Below are 24931 nucleotides of genomic sequence, written 5' to 3'. Positions count from 1 at the left end.
TTTTTTGTAAGTTTAAATCTACTCTTATTATAGGTCAAAATTAGTCAAAGTCAAGTCAGAGGTCTCAGCTCCCAATCCCTAAGAATTTCTTTGCTTTTTAGCGATCTATTGGACGTAGGACAATTTTTATGAATAATAGAAGATGAGGTGAGAGATGTGAAGAAAATCATGGCAGCGCTGGTTTTTACAGCAATTTTCCTTGGGGGCTGTTTTGCTACTTATCATTATTACTATGGTGGAAATGACTACTATACAGTCATCACGGATGCCGGCGAGCACGATACAGAAATTAGTGATAACGGGGTTGCCGAGGATGTCTACCGTTACACACAAGACGCTTACAGTTCCTCTGGAGAAGTCAAAAGGGTCAAAATGAATGAGCACCGTTCCGCTCCTTTAAGAGAAGGTGCCTATTTAAAATTATTGGTCAATCCTAATAAAGGTGTTCTGAGCTGGGAAGAAGTTTCTGAAGAAGACGTTCCTAAAGCCGCCCTTGAGAAACTGGCCGCTCAATAATTGCTGATATTGATCAAAGATATCCAGAAAAAAGCAGAGACTCCTCATTTCTTAAAGAGGAATCTCTGCTTTTTTTGTTGTTCTATGTTGTTAGCTCCGTATCATCCCCACAGAAGCCCCTTCTCCTACATCCGATTAATTACTTCTTCTACATTTTTGATCGTTACAGAAATCGTTCCGTCTGGGTTATTGATAAATTCAATCAAATTTGGATCTCGGTAGACATCCAAAGGAACGATCAATTCGATCCCGTTAGATAATTTCAGTTTTTGTTTCCCAAATTTTTTCTCCGAAATCTCACGGACATCCCGCATCATTGGCGCCTGATTGACGAATCCTTTTTCAGCCACTTCTTCTTGAAAAGAAAGCTGAGCGGTAATATTGTCTTTAAAGACTTTTTGCGCTACTTCGCTGACATCGATATGACCAGATTCTTCGATCGTGTCGTAGACCGCTTCTTTTAAATCGGCAACAACGTTATAGGTAGGTGTTTCAAACTTCTGCCCAATTTTTTCCGCCACTTTTTTGATGACTTTGACGTTTTCTTCTAACGAAGGAATCGGTTCGGCATCAATGACTTTCGTTGAAAAGTAAGCATATTTTTCCCCTGAAAAGCTATATTTCTTTTCAATCAGTTCAAAATCTAAGCTCTCCACATCAATTGTGATCCCTTCATCGGCCTTTTGGGTTTTACCTGCTAGTAGGGCACGATGCAAAATCAAATTGTTTTCGATCCCAGCTTCCCCATTATCAATAAAATGCGTATAGCCGTCTTGATAATTGACCTTCAAAAATGCCAACTGCATTCTTGTATCAAATTCATACAAGACGACAAAGGCATCCGCACTTGGTGCATCTTCACTTTCCTTGTAGGCTTCATACCACCGTTGGACGATCGCTTCACTGGCTGCGACAAAATCATCCGGTGCTTGTTTGACCAGTTGAGCGATCGTTGATGTTTCGAGTAAACGCCCTGTTTTGGTTTGCGGTGTTGCAAGTTTCTGTATTTTTTTCGTCAAATAATCACGTATGTATTCCGTTGTTAAATCAAGTTCAACTTGTGAAAAAACCGGATCGCCTGTTTGACGGTCAATAATGTGTAAAATCGCATGTTTCAAATAAATATCCATTGGTTACGCTCCTTATCCATTTGTCTAGTGTACAAAAAAAATAGGCGAACTGACAAGAGTCAAACGTCATTTTTCTTGTTGGACACTTCCTTTTTGAAAGATGCATTCATTGGAAAATCCGTCTTCGTCTGCTAAACTAAAGGTATCACAGAAAACGGAGGAATGAACATGAACAGCTATACGTTATCAAACAATGTGACCATCCCTGAGCTAGGCTTTGGCACATGGCAAACACCAGACGGCGACGTTGCCGTAGCATCAGTCAAAAAAGCACTGGAAGTAGGTTACCGCCATATTGATACAGCACAAGGCTATAAAAATGAAGCCAGTGTTGGTCAAGCGATCAAAGAAAGCGGCATTCCCCGCGAAGAGCTTTTCTTGACTACAAAATTGTGGAATGCAAACCATTCCTATGATCTTGTGATGTCTTCTTTTGAAGAGTCCTTAGAAAAACTACAAACAGACTATATCGATCTTTTCTTAATCCATTGGCCAAACCCAGTAGCCTTTCGTGACAACTGGCAAACAGCGAATGCAGAAACATGGCGCGCTTTTGAAGAATTGTATCAAGCAGGCAAAATCAAAGCGATCGGCGTCAGCAACTTCTTACCACATCATTTTGAAGAATTGAAAAAAACAGCGACCATCTTCCCAATGGTCAATCAGATTTTCCTTGCACCTGGCGAGTTACAAGAAGAAGTCGTGACCTATTGCCAAGAACACGATGTATTGCTTGAAGCATATAGCCCATTAGGTACCGGGAAGATATTTGATGTACCAGAAATGAAAGCATTAGCTGAAAAGCATCAAAAATCAATCGCTCAAGTTGCATTACGCTGGTCTTTACAACATGGTTTCTTGCCATTACCAAAATCAGTCACACCAAGTCGGATCGAAGAAAACATCCATGTCTTTGATTTTGAGCTATCTGAAGAAGACATGAAAACGATCGATCAATTAGATGGCGTCGTTGGGAAAGCGACCAATCCAGATACGACAGGGTTTTAATTTTACTCTCTATAAGGAGAAGCCTATGAAGACAACTGATTTGATTCACCTCTCCCCTGCTGTTCAAAAAGCCTTACATGCTGATTTTGTTTTTCTTGTATGGCCAGACAAAGTCCAACATTTTCCGGCACGTCAATGGTCAACCAGCGACTATCAGCAGATGCTAGCTGAGAAACTCACTGGAGAGATACGCTTTTTTCTTTGGGAAAACTACTTAGTCGCCACTGGAGACAAGGAGCTTTTGATCCTGATGCCTAAGTACCATCAAATCAATGATCTAGTAGAAACGCCAGCGCCGCTTCTTTAGCAGCGCTGGCGCTTTTCAGGAAGTATATAAATTTTTTTGTATTTTTTCATGAGAATCACTGTTCTTTTCTGCAAATTTTCCTTATAATCGATAGTGATCGAGAGGAGAAGATTATGAAAAAGAAACAATTAGCAAAATTGAAACAACAATTCCGCCCGTCTTATGAAACAGCTCGACAACAGTTGTTTACAGCGATCGAGCGCAAAACAGCAGATAAGTTCGACCTTCCGACAACTGTTTATATCAATCCTAAAAATCACGAGGAATTATTGATTGAATTGTTGAAGGAAACACCAAAAGAACAAAAAATCGCTGTTCCTTTAGATGAGAACTTCAAAATCGTCGTGAAACGAATCCAACGCTTAGAAGCTGGCTTACTTGATCGTTTCAGCGATAACTTAGTCGATGAAATCGCCGCCTACTGGTTGCCGACCAATACACAAGTAAGTGCGACGCCTGCTTCCGCTCCTGTCACAGAAACAGCAGAAGTGAAGGAAGAATCAACACCAACCGAAACGGCTGCACCAACTAAAGAAGTAGAAAAATCAGCGGAATCAATGGCTGATGATTCTGACGAAGCCATGACTTTTTCAGCATTTGCCGAAAAAATCGCAGCATTCCCTAAATTTTCTGCCAAACAATCTTCAGAAGAAACGATCGTAATCGAAGCTTCCCCGAAAGAAGATCGTGTTCTAGCAACAATTTCTGAAACAGAAAGTGATACTTTTACTATCGAAACCGCGCTAGAACGCAAATACAAAGTAAAATTAGAAGTCATTCCATTGATCGAGGCGTATGCCCACACGGCGATTTCTAAACGATAAACAAAAGGTTCTCTAGGAATTTCCCTAGAGAACCTTTTTTAGTTGCGTATTTCTGTTAAAAATTTACGGGCTTGCTCTTGATTCATTTGACTCGCCGCTCGCAGCTTAGCTGCCAGCTGCTCGATCTCATTTCCTTTTGCCCCAACTGAAATAGCTAATGAACGGGCTTGCATGCTCATATGGCCTTGCTGAATCCCTTCTGAAACCAATGCCCGCAAAGCTGCCAGATTCTGAACCAACCCGACACTTGCCGCCAGCGAAGCTAACTCACTCGCCGTTTCAACACCAGTCAGTGCCAACGCCGCTTGGGCTTTCGGCAATACTTTCGTCGCCCCCCCGACCGTGGCGATCGCCAACGGCAGTGTAATACTGCCGATCAGTCGGTCTTCAGCGATTTTCCAAGAAGTTAAGCCTTGCACCCGACCGTTACGTGCGGCATACCCATGACAAGCAGCGGAAAGTGCGCGGGTATCATTGCCGGTAGCCAAAATCAGTGCTTCGACACCATTCATGATCCCTTTGTTATGGGTAGTCGCTCGATACGGATCAATCTTAGCGAAATCAGCTGCATGAACGATTTTTGTTGCGACTTGTCTGCCATTTCCGGTCTTGCTCAGTTTATCAAAAGGTACGGAGCAAGTGGCTGTCACTAACGATTCCGTAGCAAGATTGCTTAAAATACTAAAGAGAATTTCTTCTTCTGGGAACCACTTCCGAAAGAGGTCGGCTACTCCTTCTAAAATCGAATTAACGATGTTGGCGCCCATGGCATCTTTGACATCAACCAACAAATCGATTGAGACATAGGCTGTTGCTAATTCAGATTCTGCTGGGGAGAAGTTCCGACCAATCACTCGTCGCAGTCCTCCGCCGCGTTTTACGATCGAGGGATATGCCTCGTTCGCCACTGCAAAAATCGTTGCTTGCTCTGTATTGACTTTTGCCAAAATGGCATCTGGGTCTTGAACAGCCATAAAGACGATCTGTCCTCGAAGCAAACGTTCTTGGCTAGTTGTTGTAATGGGACCAGCCATTTTGGCACCGTTGCTCATCGCTGCAACCACAGAGGGTTCTTCTGTGGCTAACGGGACATTGTATAACTTGCCATTCACCTGCAGATTCACCCCCACGCCTAAGGGGATTTCCACTTCACTGATCTGGTTTTCGATCAAGTGATTGGCGGTTTCCTTGTCTAATGCCATTTCTTGAAAAACCAAGGATTCGGTTGCCGCGATCGCCCCTTGTGCTTCGAGAAAGGCTAGCCGTTCGTTAGGCGTAAGGGCGTAGAACTTTTTTTTTTCTGTTTTTTCTGATGCTGACTCCTCATGAAAATCAGTTTGACTTGATGCGACCAAAGGGTTTTCTAACAGCATCGCTAGCCCTAACCCACCACCGACACATAAAGAGGCGATCCCGTAGCGCTCTTGGGTGTCTTTTAGCTGATAAGCGACCGTCGTTGCGATCCGAGCGCCAGTCGCACCAATCGCATGGCCAAGAGAAATGCCCCCGCCGTAACGGTTGACTTTCTTGGGATCCAAACCAAGTTCACGTTCTACTACAATTGAGGAAGCTGCAAAGGCTTCATTGATTTCAAAAATACCGATCTCTTCAATCGACAGTGCTTGCTTTTTCAGCAAAGTATCGATTGCTTTGATTGGTGAGATTCCCATGATCTCTGGAGCAAAGCCAACTTCAACGATCTCTTTGATCACTGCCAGATAAGGAACCTGATGCTCCTCACAGTAGCTTTTTGAGGCGATCAAGACCATGGCAGCCCCATCATTGATGGTTGAGGCATTCCCAGCAGTCACCGTACCGTCCTTTTTGAAAACCGTTTTAAGTTCAGCTAATTTTTCGACCGTCGTAGCGGCGCGAATGCCTTCATCCTGTAAAACGGTCCCTGACTTTTCAGTCAAAGGTACGATCTCTTGCTCAAATTTCTTTTCTGCTTGTGCCTTGGCAGCTTTCATTTGGGAGTGGTAGGCAAATTCATCTTGTTCTTGTCGCGTGATGCCGTATCTTTCTGCAACAGTTTCAGCCGTTAAGCCCATCGGTTTGCTGCTAAAAGCATCCGTTAAGCCATCATGCATCATTGTTGATATTGGGGCTGAATACTGATCTTCCGCCTTGTTATAATAACTGAAAAGCGGCGCATTCGTCATACTTTCAATCCCACCAGTCAAAACGACGGATGCCTTGTTTAACTGAATTTGCTCCATGCCCATTAGAATCGCTTTCATTCCCGAACCGCAAACTTCGTTGATCGTTGAGGCTGGGATATCTGAAGAAAGTCCACTTTGCAGGGAAACTTGACGGCTTGGATTTTGACCACTGCCTGCTTGTAGGACATTTCCGATAATCACTTGTGCGATATGTTCTTTTGCTTGTTGGTTTCTTGCCAACAAGGCTTTTGCAGCAACTGTTCCTAATTCTACTGCTGAATATTCTTTTAATGACCCATGGTATTTGCCAATTGGCGTTCTTAGTGCGTCGATAATGACAACTTCTTCCACGTACGTCACCTCCTCTTGAAATATATCATTAAATCCTCCAAAAAAGAATACCCCACATCAGCTTGCTGCGCCCTTTTCTACTTTCTTTAATAAAGTTTAAATTCTAATCAATTCTTTTTCATTTTTTTCAAAAAATATGATACCTTAGAACGTGTAGCCTACTAAGTACGTAGAACATAAAGGAGCGACGGAATGAACGTTGGTATTGATAAAATAAATTTTTATGTCCCCCCCTATTTTATAGATATGGTTGATCTAGCTCACGCCCGAGAGGTCGACCCAAATAAATTTACGATCGGGATCGGTCAAGATCAAATGGCGGTCAATAAAAAAACACAAGATATCGTCACCTTTGCCATGCATGCGGCAAAAGATATCCTCACAAAAGAAGATTTACAAGCAATTGATATGGTGATCGTCGGCACAGAATCCGGCATCGATGAATCAAAAGCTTCGGCAGTGGTTTTGCATCGCCTATTAGGTATCCAACCATTTGCCCGCTCCTTTGAAATCAAAGAAGCGTGTTATGGCGCAACAGCAGGCTTGCAGTTTGCTAAAGCCCACGTACAAGCCAATCCAAAAAGCAAAGTGTTGGTGGTGGCTTCAGACATCGCCCGTTATGGCTTAGCCTCCGGTGGAGAGCCAACTCAAGGCGTAGGTGCAGTTGCCATGTTGATCTCTGCAGATCCAGCGATTTTGCAGCTTGATAACGATAACTTGATGTTGACACAAGACATTTATGATTTTTGGCGTCCCGTTGGCCATCAATATCCAATGGTAGATGGCCACTTGTCAAATGCCGTTTATATCGATTCCTTCAAACAAGTTTGGCAAGCCCATTGCGAAAAAAATCAACGCACAGCAAAAGATTACGCTGCATTGAGCTTCCATATTCCTTATACAAAAATGGGTAAAAAAGCCTTGTTGGCTGTTTTTGCTGAAGAAGAAGAAACGCAACAAGAACGCCTGATGGCTCGCTATGAAGAATCGATCGTTTACAGCCGTCGTACCGGCAACTTGTATACGGGTTCATTGTACCTAGGCTTGATCTCTTTATTGGAAAATTCCTCCAGCTTGCAAGCCAATGATCGAATCGGATTATTTAGCTACGGCTCAGGAGCGGTTGCTGAATTTTTCAGCGGCATATTGGTACCTGGCTATGAAAAACAGTTAGCACAAGCGGCCCACCAAGCGTTACTCAATGACCGGCAAAAACTAACGATCGCTGAATACGAAGCGATGTTCAATGAGACGATCGATATTGATCAAGATCAATCCTTTGAGGATGATCTACTCTACAGCATTCGTGAAATCAAAAATACCATTCGTTATTATAAAGAAGAAAACGAGTGATCCTAAGAAAAACTTTGTTTATTTTCAAGCAAAAAAAGCTTGATAGAACAAAGTTTTTTCTTTTGTTCAATAAAATTGAAACAAATCTGCATTTTCAGTCTTTTTTCAGATTGTTATTCAAATATTTTCAGATAATTCAGGAAAAACATTTGACAGTCTGTTTTTTTTTGTCTATACTAAAATCAATTCAAGTTTGGAGGAACATTTATGTTAAAAACGACCGTATCCCCACAACTGAATATCTTTTACTTTAGCTACTTTAGATAGTTTGTATTCATATCACATTATGGATGCAAACCCCAAAACAAGTTTTGTTTGTATCTATGATGGCTAAAGCATTTTAACTTGAACTTGCAGCCATGTAGAAAATCTTCTAAATGGTTGCCAATATACGTTCACGCTTAGTATAGGATCGAATCCATTTAGACGATTGTCTGAATGGATTTTTTTGTTCAGGTAAACCCCAATAAAAAAAAGAAACGTTTATAGGAGGAGTTACAATGAAAATGAAAAAATGGATCACAACTGGGTTACTTACGGCTTCCTTGCTGGCATTAGCAGCTTGTGGCGAATCAAACAATGCTTCGGAGGAAAACGATGGAACAAAAACAGTCGGTGTTTTACAACTCGTGGAACACGGCTCCTTGAATGCCGCCTATGAAGGGTTCAAAGAAGGCTTAGCAGAAGCGGGCTACACAGAAGGTGAAAACCTGACGATCGAATACCAAAATGCCCAAAATAGCCAAGATAATTTAAAAAGTATGAGTGAACGCTTAGTGAATGCCGATCCTGATCTTCTATTAGGCATCGCTACCCCTGCTGCTGTTTCATTGGCAAATGAAACTACGGATATCCCAATCGTGGTTACTGCAGTTACTGACTTAGTTGGAGCAAAATTAGCAGATTCAAATGAAGAACCCGGTCGCAACATCACAGGTACTTCAGACATGGTGCCTATCGAGCAGCAGATCAATTTGCTGTTAAGTATCGTCCCTGACGCCAAAACGATTGGCATCATGTATAACGCAGGAGAAGCTAATTCAAAAATCCAAGCAGACTTGGCAGAAGAAGCCTTAAGAGCTGCTGGGGTTGATGTTAAAGTATTGACAGCCAATACAACCAATGACGTGCAGCAAGTGACCACTAGCCTGGCAAAAGACGTCGATGGCATTTATGTCCCAACAGACAATACTTTTGCCTCTGCTTCAGCAATCGTTGGTGAAGTGGCCAAAGAGACCAAAACACCGATCGTCGCAGGTTCCGTGGAACAAGTAGACGATGGCGCCCTTGCAACTTATGGTATTGACTATAAATCCCTTGGTATTCAAACAGGGAAACTAGCAGCGAAAATTTTGGATGGTGATGCACAACCAGCAACCACGCCTGTTGAAACAGCAGAAAATTTAGAGTTAGTCGTCAATGAAGAAATGGCTGCTGCTTTAGGAATTGATCCTGCCAGCATCACTGCTCCAGAATAACCATACTAATTTAGATTTGAGGAAAACATATGAATTTAGTCGACACATTCTTGCTCTTACTACAATCTGCCACCTCTCAAGGGATCCTTTGGGCATTGCTGGCGATCGGGGTATTTTTGACCTTCCGTATTCTGGATATTGCTGATTTAACTGCAGAAGGAAGTTTTCCCTTGGGTGCAGGGATCGCAGCAATCAGTATTACGAATGGCGTCTCCCCCATATTAGCCAGCTTGATGGGCTTTGGCGGCGGCATGTTAGCTGGCTTGGTATCCGGACTACTGCATACAAAACTAAAGATCCCAGCCTTGTTGGCCGGGATCATCACGATGACTGGGCTTTATTCCATCACGAATCGTGTAATGGGTGCTCCCAACATTGCCCTATTAGGACAAGACACGGTCTTCACCCAATTTCAAGCAATGGGTCTAACCAAAAACAATGCCGTGATTCTTGCGGGCTTTCTCTTCGCAGCTGTCGTCATTTTGTGCTTGTTCCTCTTTTTCCGTACAGAGATTGGCTTAGCATTGCGAGCGACGGGCGACAATTTAGCTATGAGTGAAGCCAACGGTATCAACACCGATAACATGAAGATCATCGGTTACATGATCTCTAACGGCTGTATTGCCCTCTCAGGTGCTCTTTTAGCCCAAAACAACGGTTTTGCTGACCTAAACTCCGGAATCGGTACGATCGTCATCGGCTTGGCATCGATCATTATTGCAGAAGTTTTATTTGCCAATAAATCTTTGCTGTTACGGTTGATCACCATCGTGATCGGAGCGATCGTTTATCGCTTTATCCTGGCCGTCGTTTTCGAGTTCAATGTCGAAGCCAATGATATCAAACTGGCATCCGCAATCGTCTTAGTCATCTGCCTCTCGTTACCGCAGCTTCGTTCAAAACTAGGACTTAAAAAGATGCTGCCAAAAACCAAAGGAGGCCAATCCTAATGACTTCAGTCTTAACAATCGAAAATCTACACCAAACCTTTGAAAAAGGAACGATCAATGAGAACCATGTCTTGCGAGGCATTGACCTGATGATGAATGCCGGTGATTTTATTACGATCATCGGTGGCAATGGTGCCGGAAAATCGACCCTCTTAAACAGTATTGCAGGAACGATCCCAACAGAACAAGGAAAAATTACCTTAGATGGGAAAGACATCACCCGTTTATCCGTTACGAAACGTTCAAAGGATATTAGCCGAGTCTTTCAAGATCCACGTATGGGGACAGCCGTTCGTTTGACTGTTGAAGAAAACTTAGCACTGGCTTACAAACGTGGCCAAGTCCGAGGGTTTGCAACAGGCGTCAAAGCGAAAAACCGCGCGTTTTTCCAAGAGAAATTAGCCAGCCTAAACTTAGGCTTAGAAAATCGACTTTCTGCCGAGATCGGTTTGTTATCAGGCGGACAGCGTCAAGCGATTACCCTCTTGATGGCTACATTGCAACAACCCAAATTGATTTTATTAGATGAACATACCGCTGCCCTAGATCCAAAAACCTCGTTGACTGTCATGGCATTGACCGATCAATTGATTCGTTCACAACAGTTGACGGCCTTCATGGTTACTCATGATATGGAAGATGCCATTCGCTATGGCAATCGCCTGATCATGCTTCATCAAGGCAAGATCGTCGTGGACATTGCCGGTGAGCAAAAGCAACATTTAACAGTCCCTGAATTGATGGAAATGTTCCATCAAAATAGCGGTGCTGAATTAAAAGATGACCAACTGCTCCTACGCTCTTAACAAGCAAAAAGACACGTAGAAAGGAATCCCCTTCTACGTGTCTTTTTTGATTTTTCCAAGTGATTTGCAAAAGCCTCACTTTGCTTCATTTTCCGCAATGATATCTGTGACCTTCATCAAGCGGGTCAATGTTGCTCGTTCGTCTTCTGCCAGATTGCTTTCAATGTATTGAATGGTTTCCGTCAGTTTGGGAATCGTCATATACTCTAACGCATTGACTCTTCGTCTCGTCCGCTCGATCTCATTGGCCATCAGTTGACAGGTTTTCTCGATCTCTGCCAATTGCAGCATTACTGGCAGCATTTGGTCGAGATGAGACAATGAGAGATCCAGCTCACTGGTGGTACTTACAAAACCATAGGAAAAGTCATCATCAGAGCTTTCTTCTTCGTAAACAGGATTTAACACTGGCACATCCATATTCATGATGGTCCGACTTTGTACATCTAGGGTCACTTTATTTAAAGGGATCATAAATGCTTCTTGCAAAACGACATCGGGAATACTACTAGAAGCCAGCACATACTCTTCCATCCCTGCTTGCAGCGCAGTTTCCATTTTTTTACGAAGTTCCTGGTTTTTCTTTACTAGCTGAATGAATTGGCGCACCAGCTCATCTTGCTTGTCTTTCAATAATTTGTGACCACGGGTTGCCGTCGTCAGCCGTTTTTTCAAACGACTTAGTTCCATCCGAGTTGGATTGACATTTAAGATCGCCATTAAGAACTCACATCCTCGTCCGTTGGGTAATAGGCGTCGATAAATTCTTCTTTGATACGGCTCAACTCTTGTTTTGGCAAGGTAGCTAATAGCTTCCAGCCTAAATCTAACGTTTCTTCAATCGTCCGGTTGGTTTCAAATCCCTGGTTGACATACTCTTTTTCGAAAAGATCAGCAAAACGCGCGTACTTTTTATCAAGATCAGACAAGGCAGACTCTCCTAAAACGATCGATAACTCTTTGGCAGCTTTCCCATCGGAATAGGCGGCATAAATTTGATTCATCGTTGCCGCATGATCGGCACGGGTCTTACCTTCTCCCGTTCCTTTGTCCTTCAACCGGGAAAGACTTGGCAAAATATCCACTGGCGGGTTGATATTGCGTTTGTAAAGGTCCCGCGACAAAATGATTTGCCCTTCCGTGATATAGCCGGTCAAATCAGGAATTGGGTGGGTTTTATCGCCATCAGGCATCGTTAAGATTGGAATCTGTGTGACCGAGCCTTCTTTGCCCATCAAACGTCCTGCCCGTTCATACAGCGTCGCTAAATTGGTGTAAAGATACCCTGGGTAGCCACGACGTCCTGGAACTTCTCGGCGAGCAGCGGAGATTTCTCGCAATGCTTCGCAATAGTTCGTCATATCGGTCATGATCACTAAAACGTGCATGCCCTTTTCAAAAGCCAAATATTCTGCTGCGGTCAATGCCATCTTAGGGGTAGCGATCCGTTCGATTGCCGGGTCATTGGCAAGGTTCATAAACAAAACAGAACGGTCTAACGCACCAGTTTTACGAAATTCATCTACGAAAAATTCTGCTTCTTCAAATGGAATTCCGATGGCTGCAAAGACGATCGCGAAATTACCTTCTTGGCTGGGTACGGTTGCTTGTCGCGCAATTTGAGCAGCGATCTCTTTATGAGGCAAACCGGAGGCGGAAAAGATTGGTAGTTTTTGTCCACGAACCAGGGTATTTAAATGATCGATGGTTGAGATTCCCGTTTGGATAAATTCATCCGGGAAGTCCCGTGCCATTGGATTGATGGCTTCACCGTTTACATCGATGCGTTTTTCTGGCAAGATTCTCGGGCCATTATCTTTGGGTTTTCCTAAACCATCAAACACTCGACCCATCATATCTAGAGAAACCCCCAAAGTCAAACCAGTTCCTAGAAATCTTGCTTTACTTTCTTCGGCACTCAAGTTGCTAGTACCTTCAAAGACTTGGACAACGGCATTGTCATCACTGACTTCCAGTACTTGTCCTTGACGGATCTCACCCGTGTCCATGCGGACTTCGACGAGTTCATCAAATTTAACGCCTCTGACGTTCTCAACCACCATTAAGGGGCCGGCGATTTCGGAAACTGTACGATATTCTTTTAACATCAATGAACACCTCCAGTTTCAATGATTCGTTGTAACATTTCTTTGATGTCATGCTTGATCGTATCCAAGCGGGTCAATTCTTCTTCAGGAATGTATTTGCTGCGGGCGATGCGCTCACGCAGATCAACCGTTCCTTTGGTGATCTCATCTAAGTAAGCACCTAGCTGCAGTGCACGTTGCGCTTGTTCATTAAAGTAAAGAATATTCTCTAACATTTTGAACTGCTTATTACGAGATGTATACGTGTCAACGTCATCAAAGGCGTTTTGCTGCAAGTAATCTTGTCTCAAAGAACGGGCTGTCATCATCGTCAAACGGTCTCTTTGAGAAAGAGAATCCATCCCTACCAATTGAACGATCTCTTCTAAACGGCTTTCTTCTTGGAGAATCGCCATTGATTCATTGACTAGCTCCGACCAGCGATCGCCTAATAATTGATCTAAATAAGAATTGATTTGATCTTCATAAAGGGAATAGGAATTCATCCAGTTGATGGAGGGAAAATGTCGTTTTTGCGCCAGCATGCTATCCAATGCCCAGAAAACTTTCACGATTCGTAAGGTATTTTGGGTGACTGGTTCTGAGATGTCTCCACCAGCTGGTGAAACCGCGCCAATTGCGGTAATGCTTCCTTCCCGAGGCTGCGTGCCTAATGAATGGAAACGCCCTGCTCGCTCATAGTATTCCGCAATTCGACTTCCAAGATAAGCCGGATAACCTTCATCTCCGGGAATCTCTTGCAATCGTCCACTCATTTCCCGCAGCGCTTCTGCCCAACGTGATGTTGAGTCTGCCATGATGGCCACACTATAGCCCATGTCACGGTAATATTCTGCAATCGTGATTCCTGTATAGATTGAGGCTTCCCGAGCAGCAACTGGCATATTCGACGTATTGGCGATCAAGACCGTTCGTTCCATGATCGACTTGCCGGTATTTGGGTCGATCAGTTCAGGAAATTCATTCATAACATCCCGCATTTCATTGCCTCGCTCGCCGCAGCCGACATAGACAACGATATCCACATCTGACCATTTAGCAATTTGGTGCTGAACAACTGTTTTTCCGGCACCAAATGGTCCGGGAACGGCAGCTGAGCCGCCTTTTGCTACTGGAAAATAGGTGTCGATGACTCGCTGTCCAGTGACCAGCGGTTCGCCTGGATTTAATTTAGCAGTAACGGGACGTGGTTGACGAACTGGCCATTTCTGAACCATCGTCAAGTTTTTTTCACCCTCAATGGTTTCTAAAACACAGATCACTTCAGTAATCGCAAAATTCCCTACCATGATTTCTTTGACGGTTCCTTCATAGTTTGGTGGAACCATGATTTTATGCTCGATCACCGACGTTTCTTGTACTGAACCCAAAATGTCGCCGCCTTTTACGGTATCACCGACTTGTACTTGAGGGACAAAGGTCCATTTCTTTTGGCGATTCAGTGGATCGATGGTGACCCCTCGTTCCAAAAAATCACTTTCTGTTTGCGACATAAACGTATCTAATGGTCGTTGGATCCCATCAAACATCTGAGTCAACAAACCTGGTGCTAGTTCGACAGACAATGGTGCGCCTGTCGTTTCCACGGGTTCGCCTGGTCCGATTCCCGCTGTTTCTTCGTATACTTGGATCGAAACCAGCCCTTTTTTGATCTCAATGATCTCACCGATAAGGCCCTTGTCACTGACTTTGCAGATTTCATGGATTTTTGCGCCACTCAATCCTGAGGCGGTGACCAGTGGTCCCGATACTTTTTCAATTGTGCCAAATGCCACATTTATTCCTCCTAGCTGGCTGACTTGTCTGTTATGAATCTAAAATATTCATTCCTACCGCTTTTTCCACATTTTGCTGAATGCGTGCCATGCCGATTCCTAGACTACCTGTACTACTTGGGATCGGAATTATTGCTGGTGTCGGTACTTCTTCATAGCGGCGAACGATCGGTTCTAATTGTTCGATCAGTCGCTCAGTTAAAAAGATCACCCCATAGGCTTCAGCCATTTCTTCTAGTTGTTGGGCGGCTTCATCCAAATTGCTGACTGGAAAGATGTCGATCCCCAGCCCTTTGAAAGGCAAGATCGAGTTCTTACCACCCATCATTGCTATTTTTTTATGCATAACTATCACGCACCCGACTTCTTAAAATCTCTTCCGGCACCTTATTGATTTTCCCAATCAAGAGAATTCGCAAGTTCTTGCTTTCAATTTCCTTGGCGTACAAGTACCCTGCCAATGCTGAAGGGCCAAAAGGAACAATTTTATGTTCTTTGAGCTTCGCCATCAGAAAATTGTCTTTGCGTATATCAAAGGTATTCAAGGTCTTCTTCTCTACCAACTCTTCATAGCTGTGATTGATCAGTTCTTTATAAGGAGTTCCTTGCAAATATGCCACAAATGCCTCAAGGGAAGTCGTGATCTCAGCTAACAGTTCTTTTGCAGGTAGGTTCCCATGATCGGCTAAAACTGCGCTGATAAAGCCGCGCTTGCGTTTCATCGCGTAACTGCGCAACGTTGTTGAAATGTTGAAGATATCGATCTGTCGACGAATCAAGCTTTGCAGCAAATCGTCGTCGTATTCTTTGCCGATCGTCCACAATTGCTCCCAATAATGGTTATCAAAGATGATATCGATCGATTGGACCTCATGGTAGTTCTCAATATAAGAGAAGACTTCTTCCACACAATCAACCATCTCTTTGGCAACAAGATTGCTTTTTCTGGTCTTGACTAGATCCTTAAGGACGGAAAGCGGCTGGGTGCCGATTGGGACAAGGTATTCAGAAAAATCTTCCTGCATATACGCCGCTTTTACCAAGACTTTCAGATTTTGATAGTCATATTTCAAAGCAAAGAAATCAACGATCGCTTTTTCCGGTGTCAGCTGATACATCGTGTCGTATACCCGTTTCAACTCCGCCATCAACACATCTTCAAAGTCGTGTACACGATCATCCTCGTTGATGAAGTCACCATAAACCGTTTCTTGCAACATACTGTAGATTTCCTCTGCGCTAGCAGCCGAGAGCATCCGCTCATAGCGGCTGCGATCGAATAATTGCGATTCATACGTCCGAATTCTCGTATTTAAGGTATTGTATTTGATGTCATTCATCTGTTTGCACCTGCTTACTGTTCAAAAATCAATTGCAGTAACGTATTGCTTAACTCTTCCTTGTTGGCTTCTAGCAGCGCATCAAAAGTAAAATTCAACTCAATCGCTTCTTGTCGCAACAAAAAGCCGCCCTTACGAGGGATCGTTTTATTTACCAGTTTCAGCTGAACCTCTGGAACCGATGCTTGCAACTTAGTAAGGAGTTCCTCATCTACTAAATGGCGGGTCTTCTCACCTAAAAGCAACTCAACCTCACCAGTTAACCGTGCATTCGCCAAGCCTTTAGCGATAAACGCATAAAATGCTGCTTGATCCATTGTATTTAATCGAGTCAGAGCCTCAGAAAACAGCTCATCTAAGACAGACTGCTTTGCTGCCAAGACCTTGTTTCTTGATTGGATATGCACATCTGAGATTTCCAAATACATCGCCGCACGTTTTTCTTTTTCGTAGAAAGCTAGTCGTTCGTTCAGCTCTTTTTCTAATTGCGTTCGCTTTAAGTTTTCTTGATTTTCACTTTCTTTATTTGCTTCTTTGATTTGCAACTGGTATTTCTTTTCCGCATCAGCGGTTATTTTGTCAGTTAAACGTGTAATATCAGACATTCACTTTCCCTCCTCTTAATTCAAGACAAGCAAGAAGGAAATTACGAACCCTAAAATACAATACGTTTCCATCATCGCTACTAAGATAATTCCTTTGGTCACATGTTCTGGTTTTTTTGCTAAAATCTGCATCGCAGCACTTGCGGCACGTCCTTGCCATTTTCCGGCTACGATTGCTGTTAATGCGATTGGCAATGAAGCAATAAACAAGTACAATCCGCGATCGAATGAGAGCGAACCGCTGATCTGACCAAAGATCATAAAGGAAATTACGAACCCGTATAATCCCTGAGTACTAGACAGCAATTCCAAGATCAACGCTTGCCCAAATTTCTCTGGCTGCTCAGAGATCAAGCCTGACGCTGCTTCACTGGTCATCCCAACACCGATCGTTGATCCGATACCGCCGCAAATCGTTGCGGTCGCCACACCTAAAGCTGCAAAAACAATTCCACCATTTTCGTAAAAGAAACTAATCCAATTTTCCATTATTGTCCTCCTGTAACTTCTCTTCTGAGATGATCTCTACATAGTTTTCATTTGATTTGAAGGGGGCAAAAGCACGTCCGCCCCCCGTAAAGAATTTTCCAAAATACTCTAAATACTGCAAACGGATACCATGAACATACGCACTAAGGTAACTTAAGAAAATATTTAGGCCATGCAATGCCACAAATAATAAGATACCAACGGTAAACCGGGCTGCCGGCGGTAGGTAGCTGATGATCAAATTGAAGGCTGAGGCGATACTTCCGCCGGCAACCCCTAACGCCATCAGACGGGTGTAACTGATCAAGTCACCAACATAATTGGTCACATCCATCAATCCGTACAATCCAGAACCGATTTTTCCAGCTAAGGTCTTTCCTTCTAAACTGCCTCCGATCGCCACTGCTAAAAGACTAGCAGCGATCATCACGATCCCAATCGTTTGCAACGGTGTATCAGGGAAAAGCAGCATTCCTGCGGCAACAAAAACCACACTGATCAAAAAGACGATCCACGAACCGGCTTGGAACATCGCAGCCAGTTTCTGGTCTTTTTTCTTCCATAAAATATAAAATTTCAGCGCCAATCCAAACATGATCTGAATGTACCCAAAGATAACGGATAAGACTAAGATCTGATTGACATCATCCTGGGCAGACAACAGTTGGAATGAGAATTCAAATCCGAAGAAGTTGCCATAGATCAAGCCCCAGATAATCGTAGGGATCGAGCACAACTGAAAGAGGGTCAAATTTTGTTCCAGCCCTTTGCTGAGGTGAAACAGTTTTTTCCCCAGGAATGTCGCCAGAAACAAGAGCAACCCATAGCCAAAATCGGCAACCATCAACCCGAATGCCACCATATAAAAAGGCGCCATAAATGGTGTCGGATCTAACTCATCATATTGCGGCAAGCTGTACATCCGAACAAGTCCTTCAAAAGGTTTGATCCAACGTGCGTTTTCTAATAAAATCGGCACATCAGCGATCTCTTTTTCCGTCACTTCTTGGTATTCGAGGTAATAGTTACCTGTGGTTCCTTTTTTGATACGTTTTTCTAATTCGGTCGCCCCATCAACAGGAACCCAGCCAGAAATCGAGACCGCATGAGTTGAACGTAAAAGCATTTTATTGCTTTTTAAGCGGGTAATCGCTCCATCTAAATACTCGGCAACGATCCGCAACATTTCTTGCTCGTTTGTCATTGCGCGAAGAGCGGCTTTGATCTCTTTTTCTTCATCAATTAGACGTTGGGATTTTTCTTTCATCGTTTGCAGATCTTCTTCTGGAATGCCCTCATAAGGGTAGATGTATTGCTCAAAGGCTGCTTTCTTTAGAAGAGTAGTTACTTTTTCTTTTACATCTTTATGGAAAAGCACCAACAAGTAAGTTGTCGTTTGCGATTGATAAATGGTTTCGACATAGACAAGCGGCAGCTTTTCACTGTTGGTCGTAAAGTCAGCCATTTCAGAAGTAGGAATCGATCCTAACATGCCACCTGATTTTTTTAATTCTTTTAAAACAGCCGGCCGTTCTTTGAAGTACTTCCAGATCGACAGCTCTGCTTCTTGTGCTAATACATCGCGTTTTTCTTGATCAATCAAGCGAAGACGTTTGTCTTGTTTACGAAGGGTTTGGCATAATTCTTGCCAAGGATAGGTGTGGGCTGTTTCAGCCAATTCTTGAAGGGTATATTTTTTGATTGGTTGCCGCAGTTGTGCCAGCATTCCTTTTTTGGGTACATATTCTTCTAAAAAATTTAAGCTCCAGTTGACTTGACCAAACTGGTTCTCCATTTCTTCTTCAGACTGTTCCTCGCGAACCGGTGCCAAAACACCCGTCGTTTCTTCAGAATCATAATATTTTTCCGAAGAAAGCAGTTCTACGCCTTGAAAGTCTTGCAGCTGCTCTAAAACAGCTTCTTTCTGATCGTAAAAGGTCAACAGACTGAACTTTTGCATTTTTGCAATTGCCATTTATGTCACAACCTTATTTATTATTATTGCTAATGCTTCTTCTTTTAACTCATTAGGGATCGTTCTTAGTGTTTCTACTTCTGCTTTCGTTTTAGCCATGAGCGGTTCTTTTGATTGTACCAACTCAGCTGCGATTTTTTGATTGATTGCTTCTTTTTGTTGGGCCTCTTTTTCTGCCAACTCTTTTTTAAACGCCTTCAACCGTTCTTCTCTTGCTTGTGCCAATTGTTTTTTTTCTGCTTCTGCTTCTTTATTTTTATTTTCCGCAAATTGCTCTGCTTCTTGTAATAATCGAATGGCATCTACTGTCATTTTCTCACCTGCTTTCACTTTTTTTCCGCAAAAAAAACCACTACAAATCAAGCATATGGCATTCGCTGATCGTAGGGTGTCAAAAATCAATAAGTGGCAAATACCTTCACCTATTTCCGTTTTCTAATATAACCGTAACATAAATCTAGCGATAGAACAAGGTTCCTAGCGTTTTTTTATAGTCTTTACATACAAAAGTCACAAAAATTACACATTTTCACAAAAAGAAATCCTTTTCAATTTAAAGTGGGTTAAATGAGGACAAAAAAGAAAGATTAGAAACAGAATTCCGTTTCAAATCTTCCTTTTATTTTTTTCTCTTTCATTTCTTAACTTTCATAATTTCAAAGCAAGTTGCCGTATTTTTAAATAACAAATAACTGTCCTACTCACGAATAAACGGCATACTCATACAGCGGGGACCCCCACGTCCGCGAACCAATTCGCTGCCTGAGATCTCATTCAACTTAACGCCAGCCTCTTTTAACAGCCGGTTGGTAATGGTGTTGCGGTCATAGACCACGACCTCCCCTGGAGCGATCGCCAGTGTATTGGAGCCATCATTCCATTGCTCTCTAGCTGCCGCTGCCAAATCGTCGCCACCACAGCGGATCAGGAGCACTTCAGGCAGATCTAAATAACGACAAAGAATATTTTCCAATGTATCTTTTTCCTCAAATACCCGAACACCGTCCTTGTGTTTAGTAATTGAATACAGCGAAAGTTCTCCCTCGATTTCTGGATGGATCGTGAACTTATCATGATCCACCATCGTGAAGACTGTATCTAAATGCATAAATTTTCGTTCCTCGCCGATATTAAAGGCCAAGATATGTTCGAAACTCGGTTCTGTGGCAAAAATCGTTTCGGCAATTTTTTCAATTGAGGCAACTTCGGTTCGTTGAGAAATCCCGATCGCCACGATTTTATCAGATAAAATCAGCTGATCGCCGCCTTCCATCCGCGTCGTTTCGTCCCGATGATACAAAAAGTTCGTCTCATTGCGGGCAAACATCGGGTGGTGCTTGAAAATTTGTTTTCCGTAGAGGGTTTCCCGTCTTCTCGTTGCAGAATACATTCGATTCAAGGAAACACTATGACCAATCGTTGCAAACGGATCTCGCGTGAAATACAAGTTGGGCATTGGATCGATCAAGAAAGGATATTCTGTTTCAACGATTGCTGTTAAATTGCTAGCTCTTGGAATTTCTACCTCACTTTTTTTCAAGCCCGCCATCGTATGATCGATAAAGGCGCGATTATCTTTAATCGACAGGAAAAAGTTGCGCACTTCGTTGCGAATCTCTTCATCAAGGATCGTTGTTTCATTTAAGTAGTCTTCTAAAAAGGCCTCTTTGGCACCAGTTGTTGTCAATGTTTCAGCAGCTAGATCCTCCAAATAAAGGACTTCCACCCCTTTGCTTCTTAACGTCTCGGCAAAAAAATCATGCTCTTTTTGCGCTTGGTCTAGAAAAGGAATATCATCGAACAACAATCGATCAAGATAATCCGGCATCAAGTTTTCTAATTCTGCGCCTGGACGATGCAGCAGCACCCGTTTTAAAGGGGCAATCTCAGAAAAAATCTGTATTGGCTGGTTCATGGACGTGTCTCTCCTTTTTCGCATTTTTTGTAGAATAACTTATGTCATTCCTTTTTCATGACTTCTCATCACATAATTATTCATTTCTTTGTCTCATAGTGTTCTTCTGCTAATGTTTAAAAGTTTTTTGGATCTGTTGGTTATAAACATGCAATTTTTTATAAAGAAACGATCAATAAAAAAACAACTAATTAGAGAGATAAAGTTTAGATGTTTTAATTTACCGCCTTTTTCAATTGTATATTTTTGTTAAAAAAACAGCAAGACAAAAGAACTGTTGGCCGATAGACGCTGCTCTGAAAAAGGATTGAACTATCTTTGTTTTTTTGGATCATTTCATGTTTGTTTAATGATAACGCTATCAAAAGCATGATTGTTTGATATGATTCAAGTAGCTTGTTACTAGCGAAACGTCTATAAAGGAGCGATTTGATGAAAACGCAACGTCATCTTTACTATGGTGCCGACTACAATCCTGAACAATGGTCTAAAGAAGTCATTCTTGAAGATATGCGTTTAATGAAAGAAGCAGGTGTGAACTATGTAAGTATCAATATTTTTGGCTGGGCCAATCTGCAGCCAGATGAATCCACCTATGATTTTGACTTTCTGGACTGGTTGATGGATCTTTTATATGAAAACAATATCATGATCGACTTAGCCAATGGAACGGCTTCTCCTCCCGCTTGGCTTGTTCAAAAACATCCTGAGATGCTTCCTGTGACCATTCATGGCAATCGACTGGTTCATGGGGCGCGCCAGCACTACTGTCCGACTTCCCCTATCTATCGTCAATATGCCTCCAATTTGTCTGAAGCAGTCGCAAACCGTTATGCCAATCATCCAGGGCTGGTCATGTGGCATATCAATAATGAATATACCTGTCACATCCACGAGTGTTATTGCGATCATTGTCGGAAAAGATTTCAGACATGGTTAGCAGAGAAGTATCAGACGATCGCTGGATTGAATGATGCTTGGTCAACCAAGTTTTGGAGTCAATCCTATGGCGGCTGGGAGGAAATTTTTTTACCTGAAGCAATGCCAACTTTCAAAAATCCTGCGCAGCAATTAGACTATCGTCGGTTTCTTTCCGACATGAATCTGGAACTTTATCAACTCGAAAAGGCGGCGATTGCAAAATATTCGCAAGGCATCCCTTATATGACCAATCTTATGGGCTTACACAAATACGTGGATGGATTTAAATGGGCCGCTGAAATGGATGTGGTCAGTTGGAATTCGTATCCGAATCCCTTTGAAAAAATTCCTTACCCGCAATTTCTTGCTAACGATTTAACCCGCAGCTTGAAGAAAAAGCCTTTCTTGATCATGGAGCAAGCCACCAGCGCCGTTAATTGGCGGCAAATTAATGGGGCAAAAACACCCAACCAGTTGCGTCTTTGGAGTTATGAAGCGCTCGCTCATGGCGCTGATGGTATCATGTTCTTCCAATGGCGACAGTCTCGTGGCGGTGCGGAAAAATTTCATAGTGCGATGGTGCCTCACGGAGATCCTCAGTCAAGCCGTATCTTTCGTGAATGTGCACAATTAGGCAACGAATTTTCGCAACTGTCGGAAATCGTTGGGACGCGCTTCTTGGCTGATGTCGCGGTTGTCTTCGACTGGGAAAATTGGTGGGCGCTGGAATTGGATGCCAAACCAAGCACCTTAAAGTACATTCATCAGTTACGCAGCCTGTATGCCGCGCTAAGGGCGTTAAATCTGAGCGTAGACTTTGTCCATCCTTCCGAATCCCTAGACGGCTATCCTTTAGTGATCGCTCCGAATCTCTATTCAGCACCCGAAGCCTTCGGCAAGAAGATCCATGATTACGTGCGACAAGGTGGCATCTTCTTGACGAATTTCTTTAGTGGGATCGTCAATGAATATGACCAAGTCTATCTTGGTGGCTATCCAGGCTTGTTTAGAGACACCTTAGGGATCATTGTAGAAGAGTTTTACCCAATGAAAGCCGCTACCCATCACCAAATTGACTTTCAAGGCCGTCGGTACGACAATTCTCTATGGGAGGAAGTCATTCATCTAAATGGTGCTGAAGCTTTAGCAACCTTCCAATCCGGTTATTTGTCCGATAAGCCAGCCATTACTATGAATCAGATCGACGATGGGTATGCGTATTACATGGGAACAGAATTGTCTCTTGAAGGCGTGACCACATTTTTAGCGACCATTTTAGAAAAACACAAAATAACGACTCATGCCCAGCACTTCTTGGCTGCTCCTACTGGAGTCTCTATTACCTGCCGCAAAGGTGATGGCTATACACTCGTCTTTCTCTTAAACCACACCGAGCAGACAACAGAAGTGAAGCTGAAAGCCGCTGGAGTAGACCTTCTTACTAAAGAAACCAAACAATTGGCAGTTCTGAAACCAAAAGAAGTCGCCGTTCTTAAGTATATTGATTGATCTAAGGAAAGAACCTCCATGAAGCGATCGCTTCATGGAGGTTCTTTTTATAGTCGTTACTAGATTCAAGAAGATTCATTAGACAAACGATAGGCATTTTCTATACAAGAGGCTATCTTTTGTCTTAGCTTTCCATCTCTTTTTTCTGAATAGTGATACTCTGGATTACTCCAATGGGATTTGTCATACAGCCAAACAGGCATTTTTTTCGCTTCGTCGGTTTCCCATTCATAACGAGGAAAAAGATGTGCATGAAGAAAGTTATCGGTATTTCCTAATAGTTCATAATTGATTCTCAATGGAGAACAAGCCTGTATCATAGCATCTCCTAAAAGAGTCATATCAGTTAAGAAAACCTGTCGCTCATTTAAATCTAGATCATTTAAAGAAGCCACCTCTCTTTTAGGTAATAATACACAATATCCAGGAAGAAATTGGACATCGCCATAAACAGCAAAACTGCCAGGCAATTCTTTGATCACCATTGGATTTGTCCCATCTATCGCCGATTTGATTCTATTCTCATACCATTTCAATTTGATCACCCTCTTTCCTGTTCCTTGCAGCTATTCATGTAAAAACTATAAAAGATTAAGGGAAGGCTTTCAATAGTAACAAAACAAAAAAAATCTTTGCTATATAAGTTGTCCTCCAAAATCGTATTTGTAGACTTTTATAAACAAAAAAATGTATCAATCTTATAAAAGACTGATACATCAATGATACCGGCGGCCGGGGTCGAACCGGCACGCCCTCAACGGGCACTGGATTTTGAGTCCAGCGCGTCTGCCAATTCCGCCACGCCGGCATGTTGAAAGGTTAGTATTTAGTACTAAGGCGGTAACCGGATTTGAACCGGTGATGAAGGTTTTGCAGACCTCTGCCTTACCACTTGGCTATACCGCCATTATACTATTGTTGCAATCTACAATCAAGTGAAGATTGTACTGGGGTAGCTGGATTCGAACCAACGCATGACGGAGTCAAAGTCCGTTGCCTTACCGCTTGGCTATACCCCAAAAATGAAAGGGCGAGTGATGGGAATCGAACCCACGAATGCCGGAGCCACAATCCGGTGCGTTAACCACTTCGCCACACCCGCCGTGATAAGAAACTGTTAAATATATAATGGCAGGGGCAGCAGGAATTGAACCCACACTAACGGTTTTGGAGACCGCTGTTCTACCTTTAAACTATGCCCCTATGAATGGAGGAGAGTGGATTCGAACCACTGAACCCTAAGGAACGGATTTACAGTCCGTCGCGTTTAGCCACTTCGCTACTCCTCCATGGTGGCGCGGGACAGAATCGAACTGCCGACACATGGAGCTTCAATCCATTGCTCTACCAACTGAGCTACCGAGCCATATAAGAAAATATAAGTTTTACAAAATTAATGAAACGGTCTG

The 24931-nt window shown here is 42.9% G+C and carries 22 protein-coding genes and 8 tRNA genes (1 of these 30 cut by a window edge); 9 read left to right on the top strand and 21 right to left on the bottom strand.

Features of this window, described 5'->3' with window-relative positions; genetic code table 11:
• The first annotated feature begins 156 nt into the window (after positions 1-156).
• A complete protein-coding gene (locus IGI84_RS04870) occupies positions 157-516 on the top strand; it encodes a YxeA family protein (RefSeq protein ID WP_081118796.1) in 360 nt (119 codons plus the stop codon).
• A 125-nt stretch (positions 517-641) separates the two neighbouring features.
• Here the strand turns inward: IGI84_RS04870 and IGI84_RS04865 are convergent, their stop codons facing one another.
• On the bottom strand, positions 642-1646 hold the full coding sequence (locus IGI84_RS04865) for a nucleoid-associated protein (RefSeq protein ID WP_077452659.1): 1005 nt from the start codon (positions 1644-1646) through the stop codon (positions 642-644).
• Positions 1647-1808: 162 nt separating this feature from the next.
• On the opposite strand from IGI84_RS04865, the gene IGI84_RS04860 reads away from it, so the two are divergent.
• The 3 genes from IGI84_RS04860 to IGI84_RS04850 all read left to right on the top strand — a co-directional run bounded on the left by IGI84_RS04860 (position 1809) and on the right by IGI84_RS04850 (position 3785).
• A complete protein-coding gene (locus IGI84_RS04860) occupies positions 1809-2654 on the top strand; it encodes an aldo/keto reductase (protein ID WP_005229282.1) in 846 nt (281 codons plus the stop codon).
• Between the two features lie 25 nt (positions 2655-2679).
• Entirely contained in the window at positions 2680-2961 is a 282-nt protein-coding gene (locus IGI84_RS04855) for a hypothetical protein (protein ID WP_081118798.1), read from the top strand.
• 113 nt (positions 2962-3074) lie between these two features.
• Complete coding sequence (locus IGI84_RS04850; protein WP_077452661.1) at positions 3075-3785, top strand: hypothetical protein; 711 nt, start codon at positions 3075-3077, stop codon at positions 3783-3785.
• Positions 3786-3823: 38 nt separating this feature from the next.
• Here the strand turns inward: IGI84_RS04850 and IGI84_RS04845 are convergent, their stop codons facing one another.
• The gene (locus IGI84_RS04845; RefSeq protein WP_194195287.1) at positions 3824-6298 is read right to left on the bottom strand and encodes a hydroxymethylglutaryl-CoA reductase, degradative; all 2475 of its coding nucleotides are present in this window, start codon (positions 6296-6298) and stop codon (positions 3824-3826) included.
• A 192-nt stretch (positions 6299-6490) separates the two neighbouring features.
• Here IGI84_RS04845 and IGI84_RS04840 point away from each other — a divergent pair, with 192 nt between their 5' ends.
• From IGI84_RS04840 to IGI84_RS04825, 4 genes are all read left to right on the top strand, one after another.
• Positions 6491-7651, top strand: a complete 1161-nt coding sequence (locus tag IGI84_RS04840; RefSeq protein WP_096742407.1) for a hydroxymethylglutaryl-CoA synthase — start codon at positions 6491-6493, stop codon at positions 7649-7651.
• A gap of 500 nt (positions 7652-8151) precedes the next feature.
• Positions 8152-9129: an ABC transporter substrate-binding protein gene (locus tag IGI84_RS04835; protein ID WP_081118802.1), complete on the top strand. Its 978-nt coding sequence runs from the start codon at positions 8152-8154 to the stop codon at positions 9127-9129.
• A gap of 29 nt (positions 9130-9158) precedes the next feature.
• Positions 9159-10079, top strand: coding sequence for an ABC transporter permease (locus tag IGI84_RS04830; RefSeq protein ID WP_077452666.1), 921 nt, complete (start codon positions 9159-9161; stop codon positions 10077-10079).
• Positions 10079-10885, top strand: coding sequence for an ABC transporter ATP-binding protein (locus tag IGI84_RS04825; RefSeq protein ID WP_140965389.1), 807 nt, complete (start codon positions 10079-10081; stop codon positions 10883-10885). Before IGI84_RS04830 ends, IGI84_RS04825 begins: the two co-directional genes overlap by 1 nt.
• 75 nt (positions 10886-10960) lie before the next feature.
• Here IGI84_RS04825 and IGI84_RS04820 read toward each other — a convergent pair whose 3' ends face one another.
• The 10 genes from IGI84_RS04820 to arcA all read right to left on the bottom strand — a co-directional run bounded on the left by IGI84_RS04820 (position 10961) and on the right by arcA (position 21092).
• Positions 10961-11605, bottom strand: a complete 645-nt coding sequence (locus IGI84_RS04820; RefSeq protein ID WP_005229243.1) for a V-type ATP synthase subunit D — start codon at positions 11603-11605, stop codon at positions 10961-10963.
• Positions 11605-12993: a V-type ATP synthase subunit B gene (locus IGI84_RS04815; protein WP_005237151.1), complete on the bottom strand. Its 1389-nt coding sequence runs from the start codon at positions 12991-12993 to the stop codon at positions 11605-11607. The genes IGI84_RS04820 and IGI84_RS04815 overlap by 1 nt, the downstream gene beginning before the upstream one ends.
• Positions 12993-14768, bottom strand: coding sequence for a V-type ATP synthase subunit A (locus IGI84_RS04810; RefSeq protein WP_430600852.1), 1776 nt, complete (start codon positions 14766-14768; stop codon positions 12993-12995). The genes IGI84_RS04815 and IGI84_RS04810 overlap by 1 nt, the downstream gene beginning before the upstream one ends.
• Before the next feature lie 31 nt (positions 14769-14799).
• A complete protein-coding gene (locus IGI84_RS04805) occupies positions 14800-15114 on the bottom strand; it encodes a V-type ATP synthase subunit F (RefSeq protein WP_430600851.1) in 315 nt (104 codons plus the stop codon).
• The gene (locus tag IGI84_RS04800; protein ID WP_086292902.1) at positions 15107-16108 is read right to left on the bottom strand and encodes a V-type ATP synthase subunit C; all 1002 of its coding nucleotides are present in this window, start codon (positions 16106-16108) and stop codon (positions 15107-15109) included. Before IGI84_RS04800 ends, IGI84_RS04805 begins: the two co-directional genes overlap by 8 nt.
• A 14-nt stretch (positions 16109-16122) precedes the next feature.
• On the bottom strand, positions 16123-16713 hold the full coding sequence (locus tag IGI84_RS04795) for a V-type ATP synthase subunit E (protein ID WP_430600850.1): 591 nt from the start codon (positions 16711-16713) through the stop codon (positions 16123-16125).
• Between the two features lie 15 nt (positions 16714-16728).
• Positions 16729-17202, bottom strand: a complete 474-nt coding sequence (locus tag IGI84_RS04790; protein ID WP_005237160.1) for a V-type ATP synthase subunit K — start codon at positions 17200-17202, stop codon at positions 16729-16731.
• On the bottom strand, positions 17186-19177 hold the full coding sequence (locus IGI84_RS04785; RefSeq protein WP_430600849.1) for a V-type ATP synthase subunit I: 1992 nt from the start codon (positions 19175-19177) through the stop codon (positions 17186-17188). Before IGI84_RS04785 ends, IGI84_RS04790 begins: the two co-directional genes overlap by 17 nt.
• Positions 19178-19489: a hypothetical protein gene (locus IGI84_RS04780; RefSeq protein WP_081118806.1), complete on the bottom strand. Its 312-nt coding sequence runs from the start codon at positions 19487-19489 to the stop codon at positions 19178-19180.
• 385 nt (positions 19490-19874) lie between these two features.
• Positions 19875-21092 (bottom strand): arginine deiminase, encoded by a 1218-nt coding sequence (gene arcA, locus IGI84_RS04775; protein WP_194195282.1) that lies wholly within the window; start codon positions 21090-21092, stop codon positions 19875-19877.
• 432 nt (positions 21093-21524) lie between these two features.
• On the opposite strand from arcA, the gene IGI84_RS04770 reads away from it, so the two are divergent.
• Positions 21525-23522, top strand: a complete 1998-nt coding sequence (locus IGI84_RS04770) for a beta-galactosidase (protein WP_430600848.1) — start codon at positions 21525-21527, stop codon at positions 23520-23522.
• 65 nt (positions 23523-23587) lie between these two features.
• Here IGI84_RS04770 and IGI84_RS04765 read toward each other — a convergent pair whose 3' ends face one another.
• From IGI84_RS04765 to IGI84_RS04725, 9 genes are all read right to left on the bottom strand, one after another.
• Positions 23588-24058, bottom strand: coding sequence for an HIT family protein (locus IGI84_RS04765; RefSeq protein WP_200127335.1), 471 nt, complete (start codon positions 24056-24058; stop codon positions 23588-23590).
• Between the two features lie 187 nt (positions 24059-24245).
• Positions 24246-24330: transfer RNA gene (locus IGI84_RS04760), tRNA-Leu, on the bottom strand.
• A 27-nt stretch (positions 24331-24357) separates the two neighbouring features.
• Positions 24358-24428, bottom strand: a tRNA-Cys gene (locus IGI84_RS04755).
• A 41-nt stretch (positions 24429-24469) separates the two neighbouring features.
• Positions 24470-24541: transfer RNA gene (locus tag IGI84_RS04750), tRNA-Gln, on the bottom strand.
• A gap of 10 nt (positions 24542-24551) precedes the next feature.
• A tRNA-His gene (locus tag IGI84_RS04745) sits at positions 24552-24624 on the bottom strand.
• Between the two features lie 27 nt (positions 24625-24651).
• Positions 24652-24725 (bottom strand) — tRNA-Trp (locus IGI84_RS04740).
• Between the two features lie 5 nt (positions 24726-24730).
• A tRNA-Tyr gene (locus IGI84_RS04735) sits at positions 24731-24811 on the bottom strand.
• Position 24812: 1 nt separating this feature from the next.
• A tRNA-Phe gene (locus tag IGI84_RS04730) sits at positions 24813-24888 on the bottom strand.
• A gap of 36 nt (positions 24889-24924) precedes the next feature.
• Positions 24925-24931, bottom strand: a tRNA-Asp gene (locus tag IGI84_RS04725); it runs 67 nt beyond the window's last position.

This window comes from Enterococcus sp. DIV0008 (assembly GCF_050542615.1).
GTDB lineage: Bacteria > Bacillota > Bacilli > Lactobacillales > Enterococcaceae > Enterococcus_D > Enterococcus_D innesii.
The sequence above is the reverse complement of the archived record's forward strand: the minus strand, read 5'-3'. Positions and strand labels throughout refer to the sequence as shown.